Here is a 24,271-nt window from a genome sequence, read left to right as displayed (position 1 = left end):
AATTTTACAGTGAATAAAAATATTACATACAAATGAAATCTAGTTATAAGAAAAGAAGTTGAAAGGACTTTCAATAATGTCTATGATTTACGAATCTCAAACACTAGTTTCTGCCATGCAAACGCGTGTCGGACAATATAAGGACCTGAAAGAACAGCTAACGGAATTAAAAAAAGGATTTGAGAGTATCGTTCATTTGGATGATGAGCTGCAGGGTCAAGGGGCAGAGGCCATTAAAGGATTTTACAAAGCACAGATCGATGTTGTGGATGCTTGGCTGCGTCTGATCAATCGGCATGTTGCCTTTTTAAGTGGAATTCAAGGAGATACAATCGAAGCTAACCTTAGTGAAACCGTGGTTACGGTCCCTTTTTTAGAGGAAGAGCTGGAAAGCGCCAGTCGAAATTCCAAGGAAATGGTCACAGCCCAAAAAAATGATCTGAAAAAAATATTGGCTGGAATTGATGATATCATTCAGTTAGAACCCTTTTCCGATGATGTGTTCTTTGAGAATATGGAGAAAGCTGAAAGGAAACGGAACCAAACGATAGACAAAGTAAACGAGATCGATCATAAGTGGACGGCTGAATATGCTAAATCCGAAGCGGACCAAGCGGCAGTGACGGCACTCATGGAGCAATTGAAAGTATCCAGTACAAGGGGAGGAGTAGTATCCCCGCTCTATTTTAATGCAACAGCTTATAAAAATAGTGAAGCCTATAAAAACCTAGAAGTTAGGAAAAAAGAGACCGCGCAATATCTGAAGGTTAAGAAAGAGGAAGCAGAGAATCGCCGGATCAAAGAATTGAAGGCACAACTCGATCATGTCACAGATCCGAATGAGTTCCTCAAAATCGCCAAAAAGATCGGATATGAAAACTTAGGACCCACCCAGCAGCAATATGTCATGCAGCTAGAAGCATCCAAGCAAACGACAGACATTGCAAAAGGAATCGGCGTAGGCCTGTATGATGTAGGTAAAGACTTTGTGACAGGAATTTGGGATCTGGTCACAGATCCTGAGGAAGCGGTTGAAGGTGTAGCAAATTCAATCATGCACCCGATAAAAACCTATAAATATATTTCCAAATCCATCTCGGACTCATATGAACGGGATATGGTAAATGGCGATGCCTATTCGCGGGCTCATTGGGTATCCTATGCTCTTGGAACAGTCGTAACGTCAGTTGTAGGAACAAAAGGCGCAGGAGCCGTAACGAAGACTGGGGTAGCAACTACAAAAGCGGCTGCAGTTAAAGGAGTTGCGAAAGCAAAAGAATTAGCCTCTATCCCTAACTTATTGCCATACAATCCTAAAAACCAACTGTCGTTGGCAGGGGGAGTACCTTATAATGTGGTTAATGGTGTGGGGTTGAGAGATCAGTTAATTTCGATGGCGAGAGTGGAGTCTGAAATTAATAAGGGTACTGGTAATACAAACCATCCAGTGAGAGTATACCGTGATATCGACGACGCCGTTTTAAATAAAGAGTATGAAATAATTACTAGAAAAGGAACATTTGTTACTAAAATAGTAGCAGATGAAAAACTTGTTGTGGATATGCCTTATATAGGTAAAGGGAAGCAAAGTACAAATTCAGAAGGATGGCTTAGAGATAACAAGTATTATTTTAATGAACTATATAAATTACATCCTGATTATTTTAGCGATGCTAACATCAAAAATCTTAATAATGGATGGGCTATTGTAAATGATGCAGTCTTTAGGAGACATTTCCCTCAGTATGATATTTTAGGATTAAAAGGAAAGCCTTTAGTACATCATCATATTGGTGGTGGCGGACAAGCAATGGCTATTCCACAACCGTTGCATCCAGGGAGTGGAGGAATCCATAATATAGAGAAACAAATAGATATATGGGGGAAAGATCAAGAAAACGCTGAACGTCTTCAAGTATTTATTAAGTAATTTTGTTGGAGGTATAACATGGACATAAAAAAAGCATTAGAACATTATTTTAAAGAACTCATAAATGTATGGGATACAAAATATGGTACATATCCTAAAGTACCGTGGGATGAAGAGATTGATCCTCGATTGTATTTAAGTAATCCAGATGAAGAAGAATATGTATATTGGAAACCTATTGAAAAAATTGATTTAGATAATTTTACAGAAATTGAAGAAAAACTGGGTATGAATATTCACCATGCAATGAAAGAATACTTTAATTCGTATTGGTTCTTAAGCTTACAAGGCTTTTACGGTTCAAGATTAGTTAATCTTGAACCTATAGAACCAGGTAAATCTATATTAGAATTTTTTGAAGTAATGAAACAATATGAAGAGAACAATGGGAGAGAACTTAGATATATACAAATAGGATTTGTCTCTCCAGAAGATATGGCTATTATCTTTGACAATAAAACAGGACAGATATTGATAGAGAATTTTGAAACAGAAGAAAACGAATTTCTTGCTAATTCACTTGCTGAATTGATAAATAATTTAAAAGTAGAATTGGAAGTTTAAGAGGTATTACCAGAAACCAAACTTATTAGCTATTGAACCTTGATTGAGTGATCGTCACTCAATCAAGGTTTTCTTTTTGATCGATATAACGACTCCTTACGCATTAGAACATCTAAGAATTTACTTCTCATGTATTCACAGGCTAACTGGTTATCCTATGCCCTGTGGACAGTCATAACGTCAGTAGTAGGAACAAAAGGCGCAGGAGCCGTAACGTAGATTGGGGTGGCCACAACAAAAGCCGCTGCAGTAAAAGGCGTATCGAAAGCAAAAGAATTAGCCTCAATTCCTAATCTATTACCATACAATTCTAAAAACCAACTGTTGTTGGCAGGGATATTATTTATAATACGGTTAATAACTTGGAAAAAAATTGAATAGTGGTTAAATGATCCAGATAGTGATAATAAATTAGCATTGAAGTTTAGAGGCAATAAAAATATCGGGAAAGGAATAAAGAGAAATAATGGGGACTTAGAGGATTATAAAAATGCAAGAATCGTCTTAAAAAAAGATGGCCAAGGTAGTTATATTTTAACAGGTTTTCCTACCAAATAAAGGAGAATACATATGAAAAATAAAAGTTTCGATGAATTAGAAAATTTTTTGACTGCTCACTTTCATCAAGATATAGTATCACCAGATGAAGAATTAAAAGAATTTGTATTAATTGCCAATGAAATAAAATATTTTTTGGCTGAAAATATTTCAAATGAGGAAAAAGAAAATTTCATAGAAGAGTGCTGTGAACTTTATTTCCCTTCATTAGGAGTAACCCCGATACAATGGCTAGAAAATGTAGCTCAAAAAATGGAAAAAGCAATTCAAAGGGAGAATTAACAGGTTCACAAAAACATGTTTGGCAGTTGGCCTATCAACTTGCTATCTAATTTATAAAAGAGGTTTAGTATGAAATATGCATACGAGTTTTATAGAGATCATTTAGAAATGCTGAGAATAAAATTACCAGGTGAGATAGAATTATTCGCTGATTTTATTGAAGACATTTCTACTGAGCAAAAAGCAGGTGAGTATATTAAAGTAGTTGAAAATGTTTTAAATGGTTTATATCAGGATTTTGAGATTCAACTCAACGCCACAAGTGTGCTGATAAAAAAGGATATGACAGTCCTTGAACATCTTTTTACATATGAAGAGTCTTACGAAAATGAAATGAAGACAGAACAATTTAAAGAACTCATGTTAATATGGAAAAATAAAATTCCAGAAAGATTCAAGAAAAATGAGAATTGAATTTATGCTTCTAATTTGATTTAAATAATTAACAACTAACTGACCACATAAAAAGTTTTATATTAATTTTATAAGGTTATGTGAAACCTTATTAACAAGTGAAAATCGAAGATATCTTCAGTTCACCGATGGGAACAATAAAAAATTTCCGTGCAATACGAAATTCAAGATTGGTAGGTGACTTTGGTGAAATATTCAGCTTTAAAGGAATTTATTAAGAACTATGGCAAAGATGATGATTTTACGGGAGGAGTAAGTGAAGACAAAGTTGAAGAAACTGAAAATAAATTACAAGTCTCATTACCGGAAAGTTACAAATGGTTCTTAAAAAACTATGGTTCAGGAGGAAGTTTTGGTATTGATATAATTGGTTATGACTTAGTAGGTGCATTAGTAGCAGCTGCTACCAAAGATCATCAAAAGTATTATGGTTTAATCGATGGACTTGTGGTTATAGAAGATATTGATGAATTTGCTTATTGTCTCGATACTAATAAAATGAAAAATGGAGAATGCCCAGTTATTACGTGGGATAATCAAGAAGGCTATGGTCGAAAGCTTGCTGATAATTTTTTAGACTATTTTATTGAACGCCTTGAATTAGCAAAAGAAGATAGGGATGAAGATTGGTGAGTTATATAAGAAGAAGTGGATAGAGCCTTTCGAAAATCAAAGGAACTATCCATTTTTTGTTTATTTAGATTTCTATAATTCTATATCCTACCAAAAAAAGAACAAAACTGCTCATATAGGTAAAGACTTTGTGACGGGAGTTTGGGATTTTGTCACAGATTCTGGAGAAACGATTGAAGGTATGGCAAATTAGAATTTTAATGGAAAGGAGAATAACAGATGAGTAAAATGGCAATTAAAATAAGCACTAATGGTCCATTTAATAAATGTTTAGTACCCTTAAGAAAGTATACTGGTTTAGGAATTACAGACATAAAAAATAAAATTGCAAACAAAGATTTTTTTGCCGAAACGGACGCGAATGATATTGATGATATGGAGAATTTAAAAGGATTGGTTGATAATTTGTTGAAGTTAGGTACAGAAGTAAAAATATTTGAAAGTGATGAATATGAAGAAGGGATTTTCGAATATCAAGAAATTTCTTATGATGAATTTATTAATAATATTGACCGATTCAAAGAAATTATGGAAGATTTACAGGATTACAATGATGCTTTGTCTGACGAAGTTTAATAACTATCATTGTAAAAGCATCTGTTAAGAGCTTGTGTTAGTAATGCAACATAAGCTAGTGAAAAAGCTCATGGTTAAACGCACATCATGGAATAATGATTTTATGCTTTGTATTAAAGTAGAATTGTACTTGAATATAGATGAATCAATAGCACCGGCATATCCATTATATAAAAAAAATCTAAAGGGGATCAAAGCGTATGAAATATTCATATGAGTTTAAGAAAGATCCATTTGGCGATTTAGGAATAATTTTGCCGGAAGAAATTTGTCTTTTCTCAGATTTCATTGAAAATATTGCAACAGTAGAACAAGTCGATGAATATATAGATTATATCGAAAAGGTTTTAAACGGGACATATGAGGACTTTCAAATTGAATTAAATGCTACAAGTGTACTCATAAAAAAAGATGTAACAATTGTTGAGAACTTTTTTAGAATTGAAGAACCTCATGAAAATACGATAGAAACAAAGCAATTTATAGAATTACTATTAGTATGGCGAGATAAAATTCCAGAAATATTCAAAGGATAAATTATGCGGACCTCGATTGATAAAGTCAGTCGAGGATTTTTTATAACTTATATAGAGTTGTAACGTTGCCCGAAAGGAATGAAAGAAACAGTATAAATATCATCATCTCAAGGATTTCAAAGTATTAGAGGTGGAGAGCCTTGCAATACGATATCTAAGATTAGAAGGGTGATTTGGTTGAATTATTCTAAGTTACAAGAATTTATAAAGGAATATGGTCAAGGTGATGATTTTACTGGTGGAGTAAGTGAAGACAAAGTTAAAGAAACTGAAAAAAATTACAGGTTTCACTTCCGGAAAGTTACAAATGGTTTTTAAGAAATTATGGTTACGGTGGAATTTTTGGTGTGGAGATAATTGGATATGGTTTTACGGGTCCAGCAGTAGTAGATGCTACCAAAGGTCATCGAAAGTATTATGATTTAATAGATGGACTTGTGGTTATAGAAGATATTGATGAATTTGCCTATTGCCTCGATACTAATAAAATGAAGAATGGTGAATGCCCAGTTATTATGTGGGATAATCAAGAAGGCTATGGTCGAAAGGTAGCTGATAATTTCCTAGATTATTTGATCGAAAGCCTTGAAGAGGCAAAAGAAAACTGGGATGAAGATGAAGAAGATTGGTAAAACCTAGTGTAATAGTTAATTATCATGCTTGGAAAGTAAGAAATGTTTTTATATAAGAAGAAGTGGATAGAGCCTTACGAAAATCAAAGGGACTATCCATTTTTTTGTTCAATAAATTCCGAAAGAAGAAAAAGCTTAGCTTATAAATATTTTTGGTTGATCCAACTAGTTCAATCTTCTTCTTTCCTAGTACATGCCCTCGCGTCCTTAATGCATCTTGTTATCTCATGAGAAATGGATTATTTAGTAAGATGTATATTTCTTATGTTTATTAGAATATTACCTAAAGCTGCTGATTCTATAGTGTTAATACTTGAAAGATAAGTTTTTTAATTAAATTCTTTAAAAGTAGGAAATATAGTATGATTATAAATAACTACTTAATATGAATATATGCTGAGGTGATTAGATGGACAGAGCCTATACAGCTGATTATCAGCTAATTACAGCGTTACAGGCAATTAAAGGACGATTATATTTTTGCCCTAGATGTAATGGGGCTCTTCATTTTTATCCGGGAACGAAGAATACCCCTCATTTTCGCCATGGCAAAGGGGTTCCCAATGAAGTAAAGGCAGCCTGCGAATTGTATTCCCAGAGTCTTGGTGAATACACTATGTATGATCAAGAGCTTGCAGCACGTCAAAGAGTTCGCCTTGTATTAAAAAAGCAAGATCAGGAATACATATTTCAATTAAAGTTCCCATTGATTAATCAATTAAATGTAAATATGCAACGTCATAATATGTACTATACATATCATTGTGAACAGATTTCAGAATTCCAGTTAAATACTGTTCGTTTATTACCAGCTCGCCCAGCTTGTGAGCAAGACGTTCCTTTGCTTGGTAGATATACATTTAAATGTACAAATGAGCGATATGAAAAAATGTTGGGACTTCATATTAGTGGCATGTTTGAGCCATTTAGTGATGGTCCTCTTATTTTTAAAGAAATACAAGGTCAATTTAATAGCATACCTTATCGTAAAATTACATTATCTGGTCGTTTTTTTGTAGTATCAGCAACTCCGTTAATATATATTCATTCAGATCTAGAGGTGGTAAGCCAAATACGATATGAGCAATTTTATATCTATGAATTGATTATGCCAATAGAGTTCTCTGATGATTTACAGAAATGGTTTACGAGAATTCTATACTATACACTTTTGGCCGCTACATGTCATTTAGATATTCTTCCTCCAGTTTCTTTCAAAAAAATAGGTACAATTGTAGAAATAAATAGTCATAAAAGTTTCTGGCTGGTAACCAATATTGGCATGAGGCATATGGAACAGAGAGTAATTTTGGTACATCCGAATAATCGGCGTCAAGTATTAAGAGTACCAAATAACCAGATCATGGAACTGAATATATCAGATTCAGGCGATTATTTGCTATATGTTGATCAAGAAGTTACAGAGATTCTAACATTACGTTACACCCCAATATTAGAGCATACTCGTAACTTCAAAGGGCAAGCAATAATCGATAATAAAGATGCGTTATTTACAATTCGTGAATTACAAGTAGAAAAAATAGAATTCGAGACAGATTTATCTGTATTGGTACACACTGAAACGGATATCAATTATAAAATGAAACATGGTGGGAAAAATACCTTTAAAGCGCCTATTCGTATAGATTTTCCTACTTTATGGAGTGTCAATGTTCAACAACCGTTAGCATTATCAAATAGGATAGCATTTGAAAGAATTCTCAGCTTATATGAAAAGCACTATCTGTATCCAAAAGTTATTTGTTTAGTAGAAGAGATTCGGTTACTACAATCAATTGTAATGAATAGCGCCTTTGTGTATAAAGATAAGATTCTTTACTATATTCGCCGCTTTGGTATACGTGTTCCTAAACCAATTGTAGAAATAATAAAGGAGATGAAACATATCCAATGATTGCTTTACTAAAAATTTATAAACGAAACATTCAAAAAGATGGAAATACAAGTGAAGCTGTAGGTGCGCAACCTTATGCTATTTACAATGATGGGAAGTTACAAGAGTTAGATGAAAGTGATTTAATCTCTATTTTCCCTAATACAGGTAAGATTTTTATTGCAGAATCTTACCAACCACCGCAGAAAGAAGTTTTCCGCTTTCATGAGCTTATTGAATTTAAAACATATGATGTCTCTAGACCTAGCTCTTGTAAATATTTCTTAGGAAAAGAAGTATTTAATCTTAAATTTTTTGAAGTCATTGATCTTGATGAAACTATTGCAAAAGATAGACATCAAATAGTGGAACTATTAAGCAAAGGAATATCGATCCCATTTGTTGTTTCTAACCACGTTATTTTTAGAACTGCAGATGACTATTTAGTAGGTCCTCTTCAAATGGAATTCATCAATGGTTTATATCGTTGTAAAGAACAAGATTTTATTCAGTACTACCAACAAGAAATTGATATTACTGCGATTCTTGATAAGAACCAAGAACGTCTTTTTTGCATGAACCAACTAGACTCAGAAAATTTAATAGGTTCGATTGATGTGGCAAATGAACAGCGTGTAATTAGTGACGCCCTAAAACAGCTAAAGGATAATACCGATCTAGCCGAATTATCTCGAAAAATGATTGCTCGATTAAAAGAATGGTACGATTCAGATAAAGCACAGGGTCCACACTTACAAGAACGTTTACAAAGAGCTATTCACATTATGCAAGGTCATACGTTAAAAGAAGAAGAAATCACTTTATTTACTGAATTAGTTTTAGAGTTAGATGTAACAAAAACAATTATAGAACAACGTGTCCAGCAATCATTTGAAGATAAATATGATAACTTTTTAAAAGTAAATGCAAAGCTTGTAAAAGAGAATAATGCAAGGATGCTAGAATTAGATAAGATAAAAAGTGCTTATATAAATGAATCCAAAGCTTTAGAAACAATAAAAAACCAGTATTCTGAAATTCAAAAAACTATGCACAATAAAATAGAACACTTACAAAGTAATTTTGCAAGTGTATATGCGGAACAAATGGCTCTATCGAATCTTCCAATTCAACCAATGGCAGCCATTCCGGTTCCTAATAGTGCACAACTTGGTTTTGCACAATTTCAATCTATTTTAGGAAAATCATTATCGAGCGTTAGCGATTTTAGTAATCTACTTAATGGTAACCTTTCTATTTTTAAAGGTAATGATGAAAAAGGGACATTAGCTGCAACTATATTAACTGCAGTTATACTCCGCGAGCCTATTATTATATTTGGTGACAGTAGCTTTGAATTAGCTAAATGTATTGTTAAAACAATTGCCTGTGAGCAAATGGTAACTGTAATTCCTGAAATCGAAACATTCACTTTAAATCAATTAAATCAGCAGTACACCCAATTTACGAGGAACGAAGCGGTAAAAGCACTTGTTATTCATAATCCACATACAACTGCAGCATTATATAGCTTACCAGCATACTTTAAACAGAATAAATGGGTGGATGAGGTGATGCCAGACTTAACATTTATCACAATTGATTCCTTAGATGAAGCCCTAGCGTTTATAGAGAAAATGCCTTATGCACCTCTAATTAACTCTATGGATTATATGTCTCGTTTTATGAATCGACGTAACTTTAGAGCGCTTCAACCTGGACAATTAATGCTTGAACAAATTGAAGGATCTGTTGTGGAAGAAGATTCAATATCTATTCGTAGAGAATTTAGAGAATGGATTGAAGATTATAAAGGCCTTGGTGTAGAAATTCCTTATCAATTGGTTGAATGGTTAAATCAATTAAGTTCATTCATTTCTGACGATGAAATATTCGAATGGTGTTATACAGTATTTAAGAATGCTATCAATATCCATCAAAATGACGTAGTAGGAGTAGATGTTTAATGATTAATGAATATATTACTGTGCAACGAACCATTAATCATTACAGTTACTATGTGAAGCAATTGATTATTGGTCTCTGTGAGGAGTTTCAAACAAATAAAGTCCATTCTCACAGATTAATGCCTGTTCTCCAAAGATTATTTAATAAAGAAACTAATATATTTCTCTCTTTTTTTAATGATGAGAAAAGATCTGTTCCCATGCAGTTTCTTCAATTCCTTTCTCAACAAGGAGAAATCATTCATGTGGGTAATAGCTACTATACATTGTTCCCTGAGAGGACTGTTCAACTACATGACGGTCAGTATATAGCGATAAGTTCTTTAAAGGCTCCTATACAAAAGAGCCTAGGTATCGGGCAGCTGACTTCTAAATCATTAGCTATTTCTCTTACGCATGATGATTATATGTATCGTCCAACATTTGAAAAGTTAATAAACGTATACACTAACAAGCTATCAAATCATCACGACATTGACCCTAACGAGATGGTGTACTTTACTGAAAAAGGTTCATATAAAAAATCTTCTATCAAAAATATGCAGGAAGGCGAATTTTATATTCTTTACTTTGATCGAGTAATTGGAAGCAAAATCAAACCTGAGAAATATTTCGCACAATGGAAAAAAGGAGAATGGTATGTTACTCAGATACCTGGTGGTATGTTCGTTCGATTCCAATACGCGCTACGTTTTCTCAAAAATTCAACCTCGACATACCAAATGATTAAACATAATAACGGCTACATTGAGATTAAACTACCTTTTTCACTTCCTAGAGAAGAAAATATACTATTACGCCTAATCGCAACGCCAAATGAAAATAAATGGCCTAAAAGCTACCTTACCACAGAAGATCAAATCAATAATGTGCGTACTATTTTAGCATATTGCAAATTTACAGAAGGAGTGTTAAAGGATGGAGTACACAATTAATTATGTAACTGAGCGTTTACATCGAAAATTAGTGGAATATATTGAAACACAATATCCAATCAGTGAACCATCTCTTCAAAGAAAGCGTACAGAATTACTGTATAAGCCAGGTATTCTTTCTACAGAACCTTATATTGAATCCACACCTGTCTATGAGCCTGGAAACCTTTTTGGAAATATGGATATCCCAGAATCTGCTCAAAAGTTAATGACAAAATTAGCAACTTTACAACCATCTGTCGGTGTGTTTCCTCGACCGTATCTGCATCAACAACAAGCTATGGAAGCTTTTTTAAAGCATAATAAAGATTTAATTGTTTCAACAGGTACAGGTTCCGGGAAAACCGAATCCTTTTTGCATCCAATATTAAATACATTATATGAGGAAGCTAGCGAAAGACCTCAGCATTTCAAAAAACGAGCTGTACGAGCGTTAATTCTTTATCCTATGAACGCATTAGTTAGTGACCAAATGACTCGTTTGCGCCGTTTATTTGGTGATGAACGAGTGAAAGAAATTTTTAATGATGCTGCAAGCAGAAATGTTCAATTTGGGATGTACACATCTAGAACACCTTATGCTGGAGCACATTCTGCGACTAAAGATCGTTATCAGTTAAATGACATTTTAAATTACTATACGAAACTAGAAGAAACTATGCCTGCTAAAGTAGAACAAATGAAAGAAAGAGGTAAATGGCCTGCTAAGGATTTACAATCGTTTAAGAACTCTAAAAAAAATAATCGGGATCGTTATCGTGGACTTCCTTCAGATGCAGAGCTATTTTCACGTCACGAAATGCAAGATACACCACCAGATATACTTGTCACAAACTATTCGATGCTAGAATATATGCTCATGCGACCTATTGAACGTTCTATTTGGGAACAAACAAAGGAATGGTTAGCTGAAAGTGAAGACAACCACTTTATACTAATTCTAGACGAAGCGCATATGTATCGTGGTACTGGAGGTGCTGAAGTAGCGTTACTGATTCGTCGTCTCCAGTCTCGTTTAGGAATTGAACGTGATCGTATGAAATGCATACTAACATCCGCTAGTTTAGGAAAAGAAGACGATGTAGATGGTCCTATTAAATTTGCAGAACAACTAACTGGAAAACCTTCAAAACGTCGTTTCAAACTTATCAAAGGAACGAAAGAGAAACGTCCTCCAGCTCGAACTGTAACGATAGCAGAAGCACAAACTTTAGCTAATATGAATAGCGAATCTTTTATTAAATATAAAACAAATTATGATGACAACCTACAAGAAACGAAAGTGTTTTTTGAATCTATGGAATGGCCACAACCACCTTCTGAACAAAAGGATTTTCCTCGATATTTATATGAGCAATTAGATGGGTTTGGCCCCTTAGAAAAAGTGATTGCTCAAATTAGTGGACAAGCAACTTCATTAAAGGAAATTGTAGCGATTGTTTGTCCAGATATTGAGCAAGAACTAGCTGAAAAAGCAATTAGTAATCTTTTATTATTGGCAAATGCTGCGAATAAGAATGGACGTGTATTACTTCCTGCTCGTGTACATATCTTTTTCCGTGGGTTATCTGGTATCTATACGTGTTTAAATCCAAAATGTAAAAGCTGTAATGAAAATGGGCTACTAGGAAAAATTTATGATGATTATCGCTTAACTTGCGATTGTGGTGCCCGTGTTTATGAAGTAGTGACACATCGCTACTGTGGATCTACTTTTATTAAAGGGTATGTTCTAGAAAATTCAAATTATCCAACTTATCTTTGGAATGAAAGTGGACATGGTATTGTTGGAGAAAAACTAATAGAGATTCATTTATTAGTTGAGCAACCACATCCTCAAGCTTTAGAAAAGAAAAGAATCGCTCCATTATGGTTGCATATAGAAACAGGCTATATTAGTGGTGAGCCACCAACTTCTATGGAAGGGTTTATTCAAGTGTATGAGTCTGTTGAAAAAGTTTCTAAGCGAAAACATAACAAATACCATTCAAATGCGCGTTCGTTTGAAAAATGTCCTTGCTGTTTAAAAAGTGCAAAGTTTAATATACGAGATTTACGCATTAAAGGGGAACAGCCTTTTGCTAACCTAATTCGAGAACAATTTAATATACAACCACCAATGGAAGGAAAAGCAACAAACATAAACGAAGGGCGTAAAGTTCTTATCTTTTCGGATGGTCGTCAAAAGGCCGCGCGTCTTGCACGGGATATTCCCAACGAAGTAGAAAAGGATTCTGTTCGTCAATTAATTTTAAAAGCTGCGTATGAGCTTGAAAAACAAGGTATACGTGCAACAATCGGTCGCGAATTATACCCTACTGTTCTTCATTTCATCCATGAAAATCGTTTACTTCTGTTTTCACAGTTACAACGAAAAGACTTAATGAAGGATGTAAAAAGCTATGTCAAAGATTTTTATGAGAGAAAATTATCAGATGTAGAATTTGATGAAATTTCCATGTCCATTCGAGATGAATTTAAGTTACGCATGTTAGAAATCATTTCTTCTCCAGGTTATTCAATTTATGATACAACTACCGGAATTGTCGTACCGGCGAATATGAGACGATTATATCGTGATGAGCAAGTGCAAGAATGGATTAGCAAAGAGGATCTAGAGAAGGTCGCTATACTGTTTATTAAGGAATTGCTAGATAATATAGCCGTTGATATTAGCCTTGATGTTTATGATAGACGTGAATTACTAGGAGTGTATCGTGATGATTCAGAATGGGGCAGAACAAGCCATACTATTTCAAAGCAACTTAAAGCAATTATAGCAGTTTATGTTGGTGAAGAGCATTCCGAGGTACTTATTCAACATTTATTTGATCAGCTTTGTAGAAGTCAGTTAGATAAATATTACTTAGATTTAGATAAATTAAAAATTATAGACGGTATTGATTTCACTTGGTATAAGTGTACTTCGTGTAAACAAATTCATGCAGTTATACCACATAATAATTGTCCTAGTTGTAATGCTAATACAATTGAAGAACTGCCATCAGATAGTGATATATTAAAAGCAGAAAAAGGGTATTGGCGTACAACGATTGCAGACATTTTAAAGGGCGAAAAAATCACAAATGTTTCAGTTGAAGAACACACAGCACAGTTATCTCAAAAGGATCCAAGTATAGCGTTAGCTACAACAGAGCAATATGAGATGGCCTTTCAAGATATTGTGCTTGATGAAAGCTTAGGAATTGTCGATATTTTAAGTTGTACAACAACGATGGAAGTGGGTATTGACATTGGCTCTTTAACAGCTGTTGGAATGCGAAATATCCCGCCACAGCGTGAAAATTACCAGCAAAGAGCCGGGCGTGCAGGGCGTCGTGGTTCATCATTATCGACAGTTATAACGTATGCACAAGATGGTCCACACGATCACTATTACTTCAATAATCCGAAGTTAATTATTAGTGGAGATACGCGAGAGGCGCTAATTTATATTAACAATAAAAAGATTATTAAGCGCCATTTAAACGCTCTACTTATTCAGACTTTTTTCCATAACAATGCACAAGATGGGGAACTAGCAACTAGTAATATTTCTGAATCACTAGGTACTACTAAGGACTTCTTTAAAGGAACTTCTCAATTTAATTTAGATAGTTTTGAGGATTGGTTAGTAAAACAGGTAAAAATACAATTCAAAAAGTACCCTGAGATTTTTGCTATTATTCCTGAAGAAGCAATAAAAAATGAGGGGGACAAATGGTCACTTATTAAAGAAGCTTCTGACAATATAGGGCAAGATTTAGATGATGCTTTCTGTGAAATTGAAAAAGAATTAATGGAGTATGAAGGATTAATCGAGGAAGATGATCAATTTACAGAGCAGCATCCAGATGAATTGCTATTAAACTTTTTATTTAATCATGGTTTCTTACCGACCTATGCATTCCCTAAAGATTTAACAAGTCTTTATATTCAAGGTCGTGATAAGAAAAACAAAGTAATTATGGAACAAAGACCACAACTAGCATTAAACCGTGCTTTAGGTGAATATGCACCAGGGCGACAAATTGTAATAAACAAGAAGACTTATCGTATAGGTGGTATTTATAATCCATTTTCTAAAAATCCTGAAGCACCAGCTCAAGATCTGAATTTACATGGGGAACATGTGGCCCTATGTGTGAAATGCAATTATACAGAAATAGCAAGTAAAGCAGCTGAGAAATGTCCAAACTGTAAAGAGGAACTCAAATCAATGCCTTACATTTGTCCTACCGGCTTTTCACCTGAAAAGGGTAAAGAGGTACCTAAAGGTGATTTTACACAAGAATACAGCTTTGCTAGTACTCCACAGTTACCTGTACCGAATGAAAAAGTTAAGTTTGATTTTAAAACTTTAAATAGTCTTGGTTTTATTAAATACGAACACAGAGAAGATGAAGAACTTATTGTAATGAATAGAGGCATTGATGGAGAAAGTGGCTTCTTTATGTGTGAGGATTGCGGATTTATCAAGCCTGTCATTAAAAATGACGATTTATTTAAAGGGCACTATAAACCATTCCAACGTCAAGGGATGATTGAGAATAAATGTTCTGGTAACTTACATCAAATTTATCTGGGTAATAAATTTACATCAGATTTATTTTTAATCCGTTTAAATATGGACGATCACATAGACTTCAATGCTAACAAACAATGGTTACATGATGCTTTATTAACGTTAGGAGAAGGTCTTGTATTAGCGGCTAGCAGGGTATTAGATATTGATGCTCAGGAATTGACAGTAGGTTATAGGATTGTTCATAATGAACAAGGCGAAAGTTATGCTGATTTATACTTATTTGACACTTTATCTGGTGGTGCAGGATATTCCTATGTAGCAGGAATGCGTATTAAAGAAATTATTAATGAGACATTTAATGTACTAAGCCATTGTATAAATGCTTGTGAATCATCTTGTTACAAGTGCTTACGCAATTACCAGAATCAAATGAAACATGAACATTTGAATCGTCCACTTGGTCTGGAACTTTTAACATATTTAGTTAAAGGAGAACTTACAAAATATACGCGAGAAGAACAAATTCAATATTTAAAACCTGTTAAAGCTGCATACGATTTGCATCATGGTGAGAATTACTCACATATAATAGAAGAAAATGGGAATGTTTTCATTCAGCTTATCGATGGAAATTTGATTGGTTTAAAAAATAATATTGAGAAAAAGTTAGCTATTAATAGCATTCGTTATTATTCACCATACGAGATTAAATTTGATTTACCAAATGTATACGAACTTCTTTAAAGTTAATTTGTTTGAGAAGTTTCAAATACAATAATATATCCCAGCAAATTTATTTGTTATTGAGATACGTTTGCTGGGGTATTTATTAATATTAATCCAGATGAGATTCTAATATATAAAACATTGAATGAAATATAATTCTGGTAGAATGGCTGCATAAAAGGTGAACAGGAGTTATACACTGGTTATCGAAAAGAAAAGAGTTTTAAGAGCAGGATCGGAGAACCCGCATGGATGGGGCAGACCGTGAGTAGTGACTCGAATAGCGAGTTGACCTAAGGTTTACCGTTATTTTACCCAAATACTAAGCTTTCCTTACGAGGAAAGCTTTTTTTACGTCTTTTGGAAGGCAATCGAAATTTATGGAAAAGTTTATAAAAAGTTGAACGGGAGTATAAAGTAAAAGCTAAAAAAGGATAAGCTAACTGGCTACGCCTCAATATATTTTTTATACTCGTTACATTGAAAAAATGGACAAAAGAAATAGAACTAAACGCTTCAATTGGAGAGGTTTGGAAGTTTCTTGATGGTTCTGTAGAAAATATGCAACAAATCATGCCTCAAGTAGTTGAACACAAGCCCATTAAAATAACGGAGGAAGTGGTTGGAAGTGTATATCGCCAAAAATACAGAGAAGGAAAACGAACAGAATAGTATGATATAGAAACATTAGAATATTCGAATGCATATAATGAAAAAAATCTAATAGAAAAAAACAATGAATCCTATTCACTATAAAAGCGTAATGTGTATCCTAATAGCAATAATAATAATAATAAAATTATTATTATTATTATTGCTATATAAACATGTGATAGATTGTTGTTCGATAATTAGATATAATATAACTAGGGTTTCACATTTTGTAGTAAATTTTTATAGGTCCTCACTAATATCTATTACGGATTTGAAATTAATAGTTATCTAATAAATCAAAAGGGGGGATTTATTTGCCAAACGCTATAGATTTGTTTTGTGGTGCTGGAGGAATGAGTGAAGGTTTGATACAAGCTGGTTTCCACATATTGTTTTCTAGTGATATTAGCGAAGATGTTGAAAGAACTTACACGCAACGACATGAACAATTAGGTTTAATCCAAGGCGAAAATACCTTCTTCCATCGAGGAGATATTTCGGATTTAAACCGAGATTTTATATATCAGGCAATCCAAAACTTAACTATTTTTCAGGGGCACGAAATCCCTAATATTGATGCCATTTTTGGCGGACCTCCTTGCCAAGGTTTTAGCCTTGCAGGAAGACGGAGAAGGAACGACCCAAGAAATATGTTGTTTGGACAATATTTAAGGATAATAAATGAAATTCAACCTAAATACGTTGTAATGGAGAATGTTGAAGGGTTCCTTTATACGAAACTAGACCAATTTATTGGTGTTACTGAAAAAGTTTACCCCGATGATAGCTTAGTTACAGACATATTGGAAAACGAATTAAGTGAAATTGGATATTCAGTATTGCCTACAACAGTTTTAGATGCCTCGAATTATGGGGTACCGCAAAAGAGAAGACGAGTAATCTTTATTGCTTACCGTAATGGATTAACACCTCCAGAGTATCCGGAAATAAATGATGTTCGAGATCTTACTGTACAGGATGCAATAGGAGATTTAATAATTGATAATCAACGAAGGCAAGAAATAAACCCGATTGGTACGGATTACCAAATTTCATCGATCCAAGGACGAACGCCAACAATAATATATGCTGACCGAAACACAATTGAATTTGGAAACCCTATCGCCCACGAGGGGGAACAATATAATCACCAGACCTCAAAGCATAGTACTTTGGTTGTTGAGAGGTTTAAGTTATATAATGATGGTGAGAATACTCCAGCGCTTATTAGTAGAATTAAAAGGGAAGGGGAACCACTTATACGATTAAGTAGCCCTAACTTACTTGAGTACTGTTTCAATAACCAAAATGAATATGATAACTTCGAGTCTTTTGTTCAAGAAATTCAGAGCGGGACAATAACAGAAGATATCTTAAAGTTACTATTATCTAAAAAAGGAAATAGATTAAAATATGACCCAAACACGGCAGCACCAACAGTAGTTACATTACCAGATGATTTTATAAATCCATTTGAAAATCGTATCCCTACTGTACGTGAGTTAGCTCGCTTGCAATCGTTCGATGATAGCTTCTTTTTCGAGGGTAAAAGGACAACTGGCGGACCAAGGAGAAGGGTTGAAGTTCCTCAATATACACAAGTTGGAAATGCAGTACCACCATTATTAGCTAAAGCGGTGGCACTTAAAGTTAAAGAAGCAATAAATAACAACAATTTACAAATGGAAATTAAAGATAACAATACAAAAGAAGCACGCCTTGTCAATCAATAAGGCGCGCTTTTTTTATAAAACCTCTTGTACACTGTTAAATAATCTTAATAGATATTTTCGATTTTCCAGTCTCCAAAGAAATCCATGATCCCGCACTTTTCCGTTCTTTAAATGTATAGCAAAATCTAATCCTGCGAGGTTTTCTTTGATTAACCTTAAAAATTCGTCAAATGAAACTAGGTTACAGTGAACGGCGGAGTCATAATGAAATTCTTCGTTACCAGCTACATTCTTTCTTGCGTGCGCAGTTACAAAAAAGCTTTCTTTATGCTTACTTTCTAATGCAGAACGCAAATCTTCCATTTCGTAAAATATAACTCTTGTTCCATTCTGACAAATATAAATCCTTTGATTAGGTTCAGAAATTTCAAGGTGCCACAAATATGAATTAGGAACGATTTTAATTGTACAGTATAGCCCAATTCGTTCTCTCTCCTCATCAATATGACCATACTGCTCTATTAACCCCCGCCTACTACCAACAATACTCCATTTGGGTACGAGTGAGAATAATGTCTGCTTTCCTGACGATGCCTTTCTCTTGTCCTTAGGTTGTTTGGATCTTGAACACTTTACTTCAATGCCTTTATAATCAGGATCTTTTCCAGAGTTTGCTCTTATACCAATTAATGCTTCAAATGTAAAGCCTACTCCAGTATCGCCATTTTTCATTGTTTCAATAAACCCTCGAGCGTTGATTCCTTTTAACATGCAGATAAGCTCTTCTAATGCCTCATTGTTTCTTGTTCCATTCAGAATTTCTTCCATTGGTAAAATCGCTGAACCGGTAAATTGATCATCCTTTTTACTTAATTTGAAGATATCCCCAACTACACTGTAGATTGAATTATTTGGAGCAATTACGAAACACTCGTATTCAAAACTATCCTTATATTTACCAACAATAAGTAAAGAACCCTCTATCTTATTATTCATAAATTTTGGAGAAAGACTTGTCATTCTTCTCTCAGGATACCTATGGTAGTGTTTCCATTTACTTTGTTTTGCAATGAAGCCAGTGTCTTCTTGCCAATATGTCACAATGGTTTCTTCATAATTCATTTTTGAGTTAGGCTGGAAACCATTGAAATTTGGGAACATGCGGTATGCAAAAACGGGGATTAAAACACCATGTCTTCCGCTATCATCATTTGGTGCTAACACTTTACAAAAAACATCTTCAATTTGGGTTGAATTTCTAAAAAGGTTTGTCATGCTATATTCTCCTTATAATTAATCAGTTTTTAATAAGTCGGATGGGTGCACGTCTAATACGTCAGCAAGGGTTGAAATCGTATTTAAAGTTGAATTAGATTGTCCCTTTTCTATCAAAACAATGGTACCTCTATCAAAATCACATTCTTCAGCTAGTTTTTGTTGACTCATACCTAACTCCAATCTCCTGTTTTTAACATTTATTCCGAATTCCACACTAATTGACTTCATTTGGATAAACACCTCTTGTCAATATATTATCAATATAAAAACCATTAGTATGTTGGATATAAACAACATACTAATGGTTTGCATTTTTCTTAAGGAAATTGGCTTTCCCCTAAAGTTGCATGCTCTTTCATCCAGGTTTAGGAGCATAACGTAATATATGGTAAAATTAGAAATAATAATTCAATTTAAATTTTTACTGGAGGTAAGATATGAATATTAATTTAACTCCCAATCCTAGAATTCTTCAGATGCTTGGACAGATTGATTTTGAGAACTGGCAATGTATTGCTGAGCTTATAGATAATTCGGTAGATGCACTATTAAAAGACTTTAGAGTAAATAGCGAATATAAAGGTGAGATTATGGTAGATATCCCAAAACATTCTCAGTTTGTTGAAGGTGTTCCAATAACAGTTTGGGATAATGGACCTGGTATGGATATTGAACAATTAGAAAACGCTTTGAAAGCTGGTTTTAGTAGTAATGATCCTGTTTCAAATTTAGGTTTATTTGGTATGGGATTTAACATTGCTACTGCACGACTTGGTCAAAAAACGACAGTATACAGTTCTAACAAAGGTGCAACAGAAGAAGTGGGGATAGAGATTGATTTTGCGGAGATGGCCCAAAGTGACAGTTTTGTTAGGCCTGTATTAACACGCAAAAAGGATAATTCTTATACAAGTGGAACCACAATAAAGATATATAGATTAAAAGAAAGGGTTAGTCATTTAGGGCAACAAGGATTAGCATCTTTAAGGAAGAAGCTAAGTACGGTTTACTCAAAATTATTACGTGATCATGATATAGACATATTAATAAATGGTGAAAAGCTTATCCCCAACAAAAAATGTATTTGGTCTCCTGAGAGATATGTTATAAGAAAAAGTGAAAGGATTTACTCATATATTGAAATAAATGAAGATCTTGGGGATAGATATTTTTGCTCTAATTGCTGGATATGGTTAGATGCACCACATATTGAAGGTGAGTCACATATCTGTCGTATTTGCGATTCAAGTAACGATGTAAAGAAAAGAGAAAGAAAGATAACTGGTTGGTTGGGTATCCAGAGATATTTTGATATGGAAAAGTACGGAGTGGATTTTTATCGAAATGGAAGGCTAATTGTTGCTAATGATAAATCATTTTTTAGCTGGAAGAACCCTGAAACTGGGGAGCTTGAACTTGAATACCCAGTGGATACAACATTCTTGGGAGGTAGAATAGTTGGAGAGCTTGAAGCAAACTTTTTAACTGTTACTTATACAAAAGATAGCATTGAAAAAAATGATCAACATTGGGATATGGTAGTTAAAAGTTTAAGGGGCGAAGCTCCAATTAGACCCAATATTGCAGCTACAAAAGGGTATTCTGAAAATACTACTCCAATTGCACGTTTATTTAATGGATACAGAAAAGGGAAAAAAGCGGGTTATGAAGACCTCCTCCCAGGAAAGTTTAGTAAAAAGGGAAATAAGTGGGAAGGTAGTAATGCAGAGCCAAAAGCGTGGGCAGAATTATTTTATAAAGGTGAAACAGAATATCTGAACGATAATAAATGGTGGCAACTGGTCGAACAAGTAGAGGCTAATAGAAGGACTAGCTTGGGGGACGGGAATCAAGATGATAATTTTGATCCGACTGATCCTTTTAATAATGGTAATAATGGTAATAATGGTAATGATGGGACAGATACTGATGAAGGTGATGATGTAGAGAAACCATTTGTAAAAGTTGATGATGAAAATGATGGTCAGGATCAGGAACATCATGGTTTTGATAACGAAGGTGGCCAAAGTGATAATGTTGAAAATGAAGAAACTAGTTTTATAAAAAATGAGAGCTTAAGTGGTCAGTATTCATTAGATGAATTAGAAGAAGAGCCAATACTTCTTGATGTATTTGAAGATCCATCTTTACATGATGAGAGACCCCTTGTAATGGAGAAACTTAGCCGCTCCAATTACCGAGCTTTTTATAACGAAAATTCACCTTTGTTTTTAAAACATGGTAACAGTATTAAGGACTGTATTCTTATGGAGCTATCTAACAGTTTATTCTTGAGGAAGAATGACCCTGAAGAATGGCCATTTTCTAGAATTTTCTATAATTTTAAAAATGTTTATTGCAAAGAAGATACTTTAGATCTTGATACAGTAAAAGAAAGAATAAATATGCTGTTGTCAGAAATAAAAAAGACCCTAAGTAAAACTAAGCGGGAAATCCAAACCAATGTTACGTTGGATAAAGAAGATCTGAAATCATTACAGAGGGCAGTTTTAAACAAATTAGGAGAAGGAGATAGTAGGGTACAACAGTTGTTGGAGACGACTGAATTTTTAGCTTATATGCCCAACAATTACGTAATAAAGTTCTTTAAAAATAATCCTGAAATGTTTTTTGATGGTGGCGTTTGGAAGAGACCGTACAATGAAATTAGTGATAATGAAATTAAAGAAGAAATAGCAGAAGAATTCTATTCCTACCTATCGGATATTCTTTGGATATTAGATAATGACGAAGAGAAGAGTAACAACATATCAAGGTTTAAAAGAAATGTAGGAAGTCTTATTGTATTGGAGGAGAATACTTTTAATGGATAAATGGGGTTTTTTGGGTACTGAAAGACTTTATAATGGTCCATGGTCAGCATTTGAAAGGGCGCTAGGTAGGTTATTAATACACAAAGGATGGGAACATGTAGCTGTTATCGGGGGTTCTGGTGACAATGGAGCAGATGTAATTGCTTCTAATGGTAAAAATGAGATGGTGTATCAAGTTAAATTTAGGAGTAACGGTGGGGCTGTAGGGAAAGAAATTGTGGAAGATATAAAGCGCGCTATGGAGTTTTATAGTATTAGTAATGGCTGTGTGGTTACTAATGGTTACTTAAGTAAGGGATCTCTTGATTTTTTATATAATTTACGAAAGAGCGGTTATAATATTTCTTTCATAGAGGGGAGAAAGTTATTAAATTTATATGAAAACCTCCCTTTAAAACCAGTGATTGATTATGACATGAGAGAATATCAGGCACTTGCACTTGATAGCATTCTGCAAGCATTTAATAAAGGAGACCGCTCAGCTCTCTTGGTTTTGGCTACTGGATTAGGAAAAACATTTGTTGCTGGAAAATTCTTATCTCAAATATACCGAAAGTACAGTGATATGAAAGTGCTAGTCTTGGCAAATAAAGATGATTTAATCAAACAGTTCGATCTGGCCTTATGGCCACATTTACCTAAGAGTGTTGCAACTCATTTATGGGATGAAAAAGAAAAACCTATGTTTAATGAAGGGACAACACTCGCTACTTTTCAAAGTGTGTTTAATCATATAAAAGCTAATAAACCATTACAAGATTATAATATTATTATAATTGATGAATGTCATCATGCAGGAGCAGATACGTATAAAACAGTCATTGATCATATAAATCCTGATTTCCTATTAGGTATGACTGCAACCCCATTTAGAACGGATGAAAGGGATATTACTGAAATATTTGGAAAGCCGTTGTTTTCAATGGACATTATTAAAGGGATGAAGCACGGTTTCCTTTCAAGGGTAGATTACCGTATATTTGCAGACAATATTGACTGGGATTTTGTAGAGAGTAGCAGTCAAAAATCTTTAACTGTTAAAGACCTAAACAAGAAATTATTTATACCTAAACGTGATGATGAAATAATATATACAATAAAGAATGTTTGGAAAAAGGAAAAGGTTAATAGAGCTATAATTTTTTGTGCGAGCATTGACCATTGTAAACAAATGGAAAAAAATTTGGTGAGCTATGGATTTAAAGCTAGAGCGTTATTTTCTGGCTTAGATCCATGGGCCAGAGAAAAATATCTAAGGGAATTTAGACAAGGTAAAATTGATATTCTTCTGGCTGTGGATATACTAAATGAAGGTATAGATATCCCTGAAGTTGATCTAGTTGTATTTCTAAGAGTTACACATAGTAGAATTATTTTTTTACAACAGTTAGGTAGAGGGCTTAGACTTAGTTCCGGAAAAACAAAAGTAACCGTACTTGATTTTGTTACTGATATTAAAAGGGTTGCTTCTATATTAAACTTGTCGAAACAGGGGAAAAACCAAAAAAAAGTTGGAGTAGAAGTACTAGAATTAAATAATTTTGATATTCACTTCAGCGATACAACATCAGAATCGTTCTTTGAATCAATTATTAAAGATAAATTTGAAATTGAAGATTATGATGATACTACTGAGTTATTCATACCGTAGGAGAAT

At 33.9% G+C, this 24,271-nt stretch carries 17 protein-coding genes and 1 pseudogene; 16 read left to right on the top strand and 2 right to left on the bottom strand.

The features are described 5' to 3' along the window. The first annotated feature begins 76 nt into the window (after positions 1–76). From MKY17_RS22395 to MKY17_RS22330, 14 genes and pseudogenes are all read left to right on the top strand, one after another. The gene (locus tag MKY17_RS22395; RefSeq protein WP_339200747.1) at positions 77–1,930 is read left to right on the top strand and encodes a T7SS effector LXG polymorphic toxin; all 1,854 of its coding nucleotides are present in this window, start codon (positions 77–79) and stop codon (positions 1,928–1,930) included. A gap of 18 nt (positions 1,931–1,948) precedes the next feature. Then, positions 1,949–2,494: a SecY-interacting protein Syd gene (locus MKY17_RS22390; protein ID WP_230160392.1), complete on the top strand. Its 546-nt coding sequence runs from the start codon at positions 1,949–1,951 to the stop codon at positions 2,492–2,494. Positions 2,495–3,064: 570 nt separating this feature from the next. Continuing rightward, positions 3,065–3,334 carry a contact-dependent growth inhibition system immunity protein gene (locus MKY17_RS22385; RefSeq protein ID WP_339200746.1) on the top strand — a complete coding sequence of 90 codons (270 nt, stop codon included), beginning with the start codon at positions 3,065–3,067 and terminating at the stop codon, positions 3,332–3,334. Positions 3,335–3,403: 69 nt separating this feature from the next. Then, positions 3,404–3,748 (top strand): tRNA-Val4, encoded by a 345-nt coding sequence (locus MKY17_RS22380; RefSeq protein WP_339200744.1) that lies wholly within the window; start codon positions 3,404–3,406, stop codon positions 3,746–3,748. Between the two features lie 186 nt (positions 3,749–3,934). Continuing rightward, entirely contained in the window at positions 3,935–4,381 is a 447-nt protein-coding gene (locus tag MKY17_RS22375; RefSeq protein ID WP_339200743.1) for an SMI1/KNR4 family protein, read from the top strand. After that, positions 4,368–4,574 carry a hypothetical protein gene (locus tag MKY17_RS22370; RefSeq protein WP_339200742.1) on the top strand — a complete coding sequence of 69 codons (207 nt, stop codon included), beginning with the start codon at positions 4,368–4,370 and terminating at the stop codon, positions 4,572–4,574. The genes MKY17_RS22375 and MKY17_RS22370 overlap by 14 nt, the downstream gene beginning before the upstream one ends. A 26-nt stretch (positions 4,575–4,600) precedes the next feature. Next, positions 4,601–4,957: a hypothetical protein gene (locus tag MKY17_RS22365; protein WP_339200739.1), complete on the top strand. Its 357-nt coding sequence runs from the start codon at positions 4,601–4,603 to the stop codon at positions 4,955–4,957. Positions 4,958–5,157: 200 nt separating this feature from the next. Then, positions 5,158–5,493, top strand: a complete 336-nt coding sequence (locus tag MKY17_RS22360; RefSeq protein ID WP_339200737.1) for a tRNA-Val4 — start codon at positions 5,158–5,160, stop codon at positions 5,491–5,493. Between the two features lie 177 nt (positions 5,494–5,670). Continuing rightward, positions 5,671–6,125 (top strand): annotated as a pseudogene (locus MKY17_RS22355) (SMI1/KNR4 family protein). 409 nt (positions 6,126–6,534) lie between these two features. Beyond that, a complete protein-coding gene (locus tag MKY17_RS22350) occupies positions 6,535–8,040 on the top strand; it encodes a hypothetical protein (RefSeq protein WP_339200735.1) in 1,506 nt (501 codons plus the stop codon). After that, on the top strand, positions 8,037–9,986 hold the full coding sequence (locus MKY17_RS22345; RefSeq protein WP_339200734.1) for a hypothetical protein: 1,950 nt from the start codon (positions 8,037–8,039) through the stop codon (positions 9,984–9,986). The genes MKY17_RS22350 and MKY17_RS22345 overlap by 4 nt, the downstream gene beginning before the upstream one ends. Next, positions 9,986–10,921, top strand: a complete 936-nt coding sequence (locus MKY17_RS22340) for a hypothetical protein (RefSeq protein WP_339200732.1) — start codon at positions 9,986–9,988, stop codon at positions 10,919–10,921. The genes MKY17_RS22345 and MKY17_RS22340 overlap by 1 nt, the downstream gene beginning before the upstream one ends. Beyond that, entirely contained in the window at positions 10,905–16,193 is a 5,289-nt protein-coding gene (locus MKY17_RS22335; RefSeq protein ID WP_339200730.1) for a DEAD/DEAH box helicase, read from the top strand. Before MKY17_RS22340 ends, MKY17_RS22335 begins: the two co-directional genes overlap by 17 nt. Positions 16,194–17,143: 950 nt before the next feature. Continuing rightward, a complete protein-coding gene (locus tag MKY17_RS22330; RefSeq protein ID WP_339200729.1) occupies positions 17,144–18,562 on the top strand; it encodes a DNA cytosine methyltransferase in 1,419 nt (472 codons plus the stop codon). 12 nt (positions 18,563–18,574) lie between these two features. Here the strand turns inward: MKY17_RS22330 and MKY17_RS22325 are convergent, their stop codons facing one another. Together MKY17_RS22325 and MKY17_RS22320 are read right to left on the bottom strand one after the other, a co-directional pair. Beyond that, on the bottom strand, positions 18,575–19,777 hold the full coding sequence (locus MKY17_RS22325; RefSeq protein ID WP_339200728.1) for an MvaI/BcnI family restriction endonuclease: 1,203 nt from the start codon (positions 19,775–19,777) through the stop codon (positions 18,575–18,577). 18 nt (positions 19,778–19,795) lie between these two features. Further along, a complete protein-coding gene (locus tag MKY17_RS22320; RefSeq protein WP_339200727.1) occupies positions 19,796–20,008 on the bottom strand; it encodes a helix-turn-helix transcriptional regulator in 213 nt (70 codons plus the stop codon). A 209-nt stretch (positions 20,009–20,217) separates the two neighbouring features. Here MKY17_RS22320 and MKY17_RS22315 point away from each other — a divergent pair, with 209 nt between their 5' ends. Next, a complete protein-coding gene (locus MKY17_RS22315) occupies positions 20,218–22,614 on the top strand; it encodes an ATP-binding protein (RefSeq protein WP_339200726.1) in 2,397 nt (798 codons plus the stop codon). Next, the gene (locus MKY17_RS22310) at positions 22,607–24,265 is read left to right on the top strand and encodes a DEAD/DEAH box helicase family protein (protein WP_339200725.1); all 1,659 of its coding nucleotides are present in this window, start codon (positions 22,607–22,609) and stop codon (positions 24,263–24,265) included. The genes MKY17_RS22315 and MKY17_RS22310 overlap by 8 nt, the downstream gene beginning before the upstream one ends. The last annotated feature ends 6 nt before the right edge of the window (positions 24,266–24,271 follow it).

It is taken from the genome of Peribacillus sp. FSL P2-0133, from assembly GCF_037975445.1.
Classification (GTDB): domain Bacteria; phylum Bacillota; class Bacilli; order Bacillales; family DSM-1321; genus Peribacillus; species Peribacillus simplex_E.
This window is presented reverse-complemented; position numbering and strand designations above follow the sequence as displayed.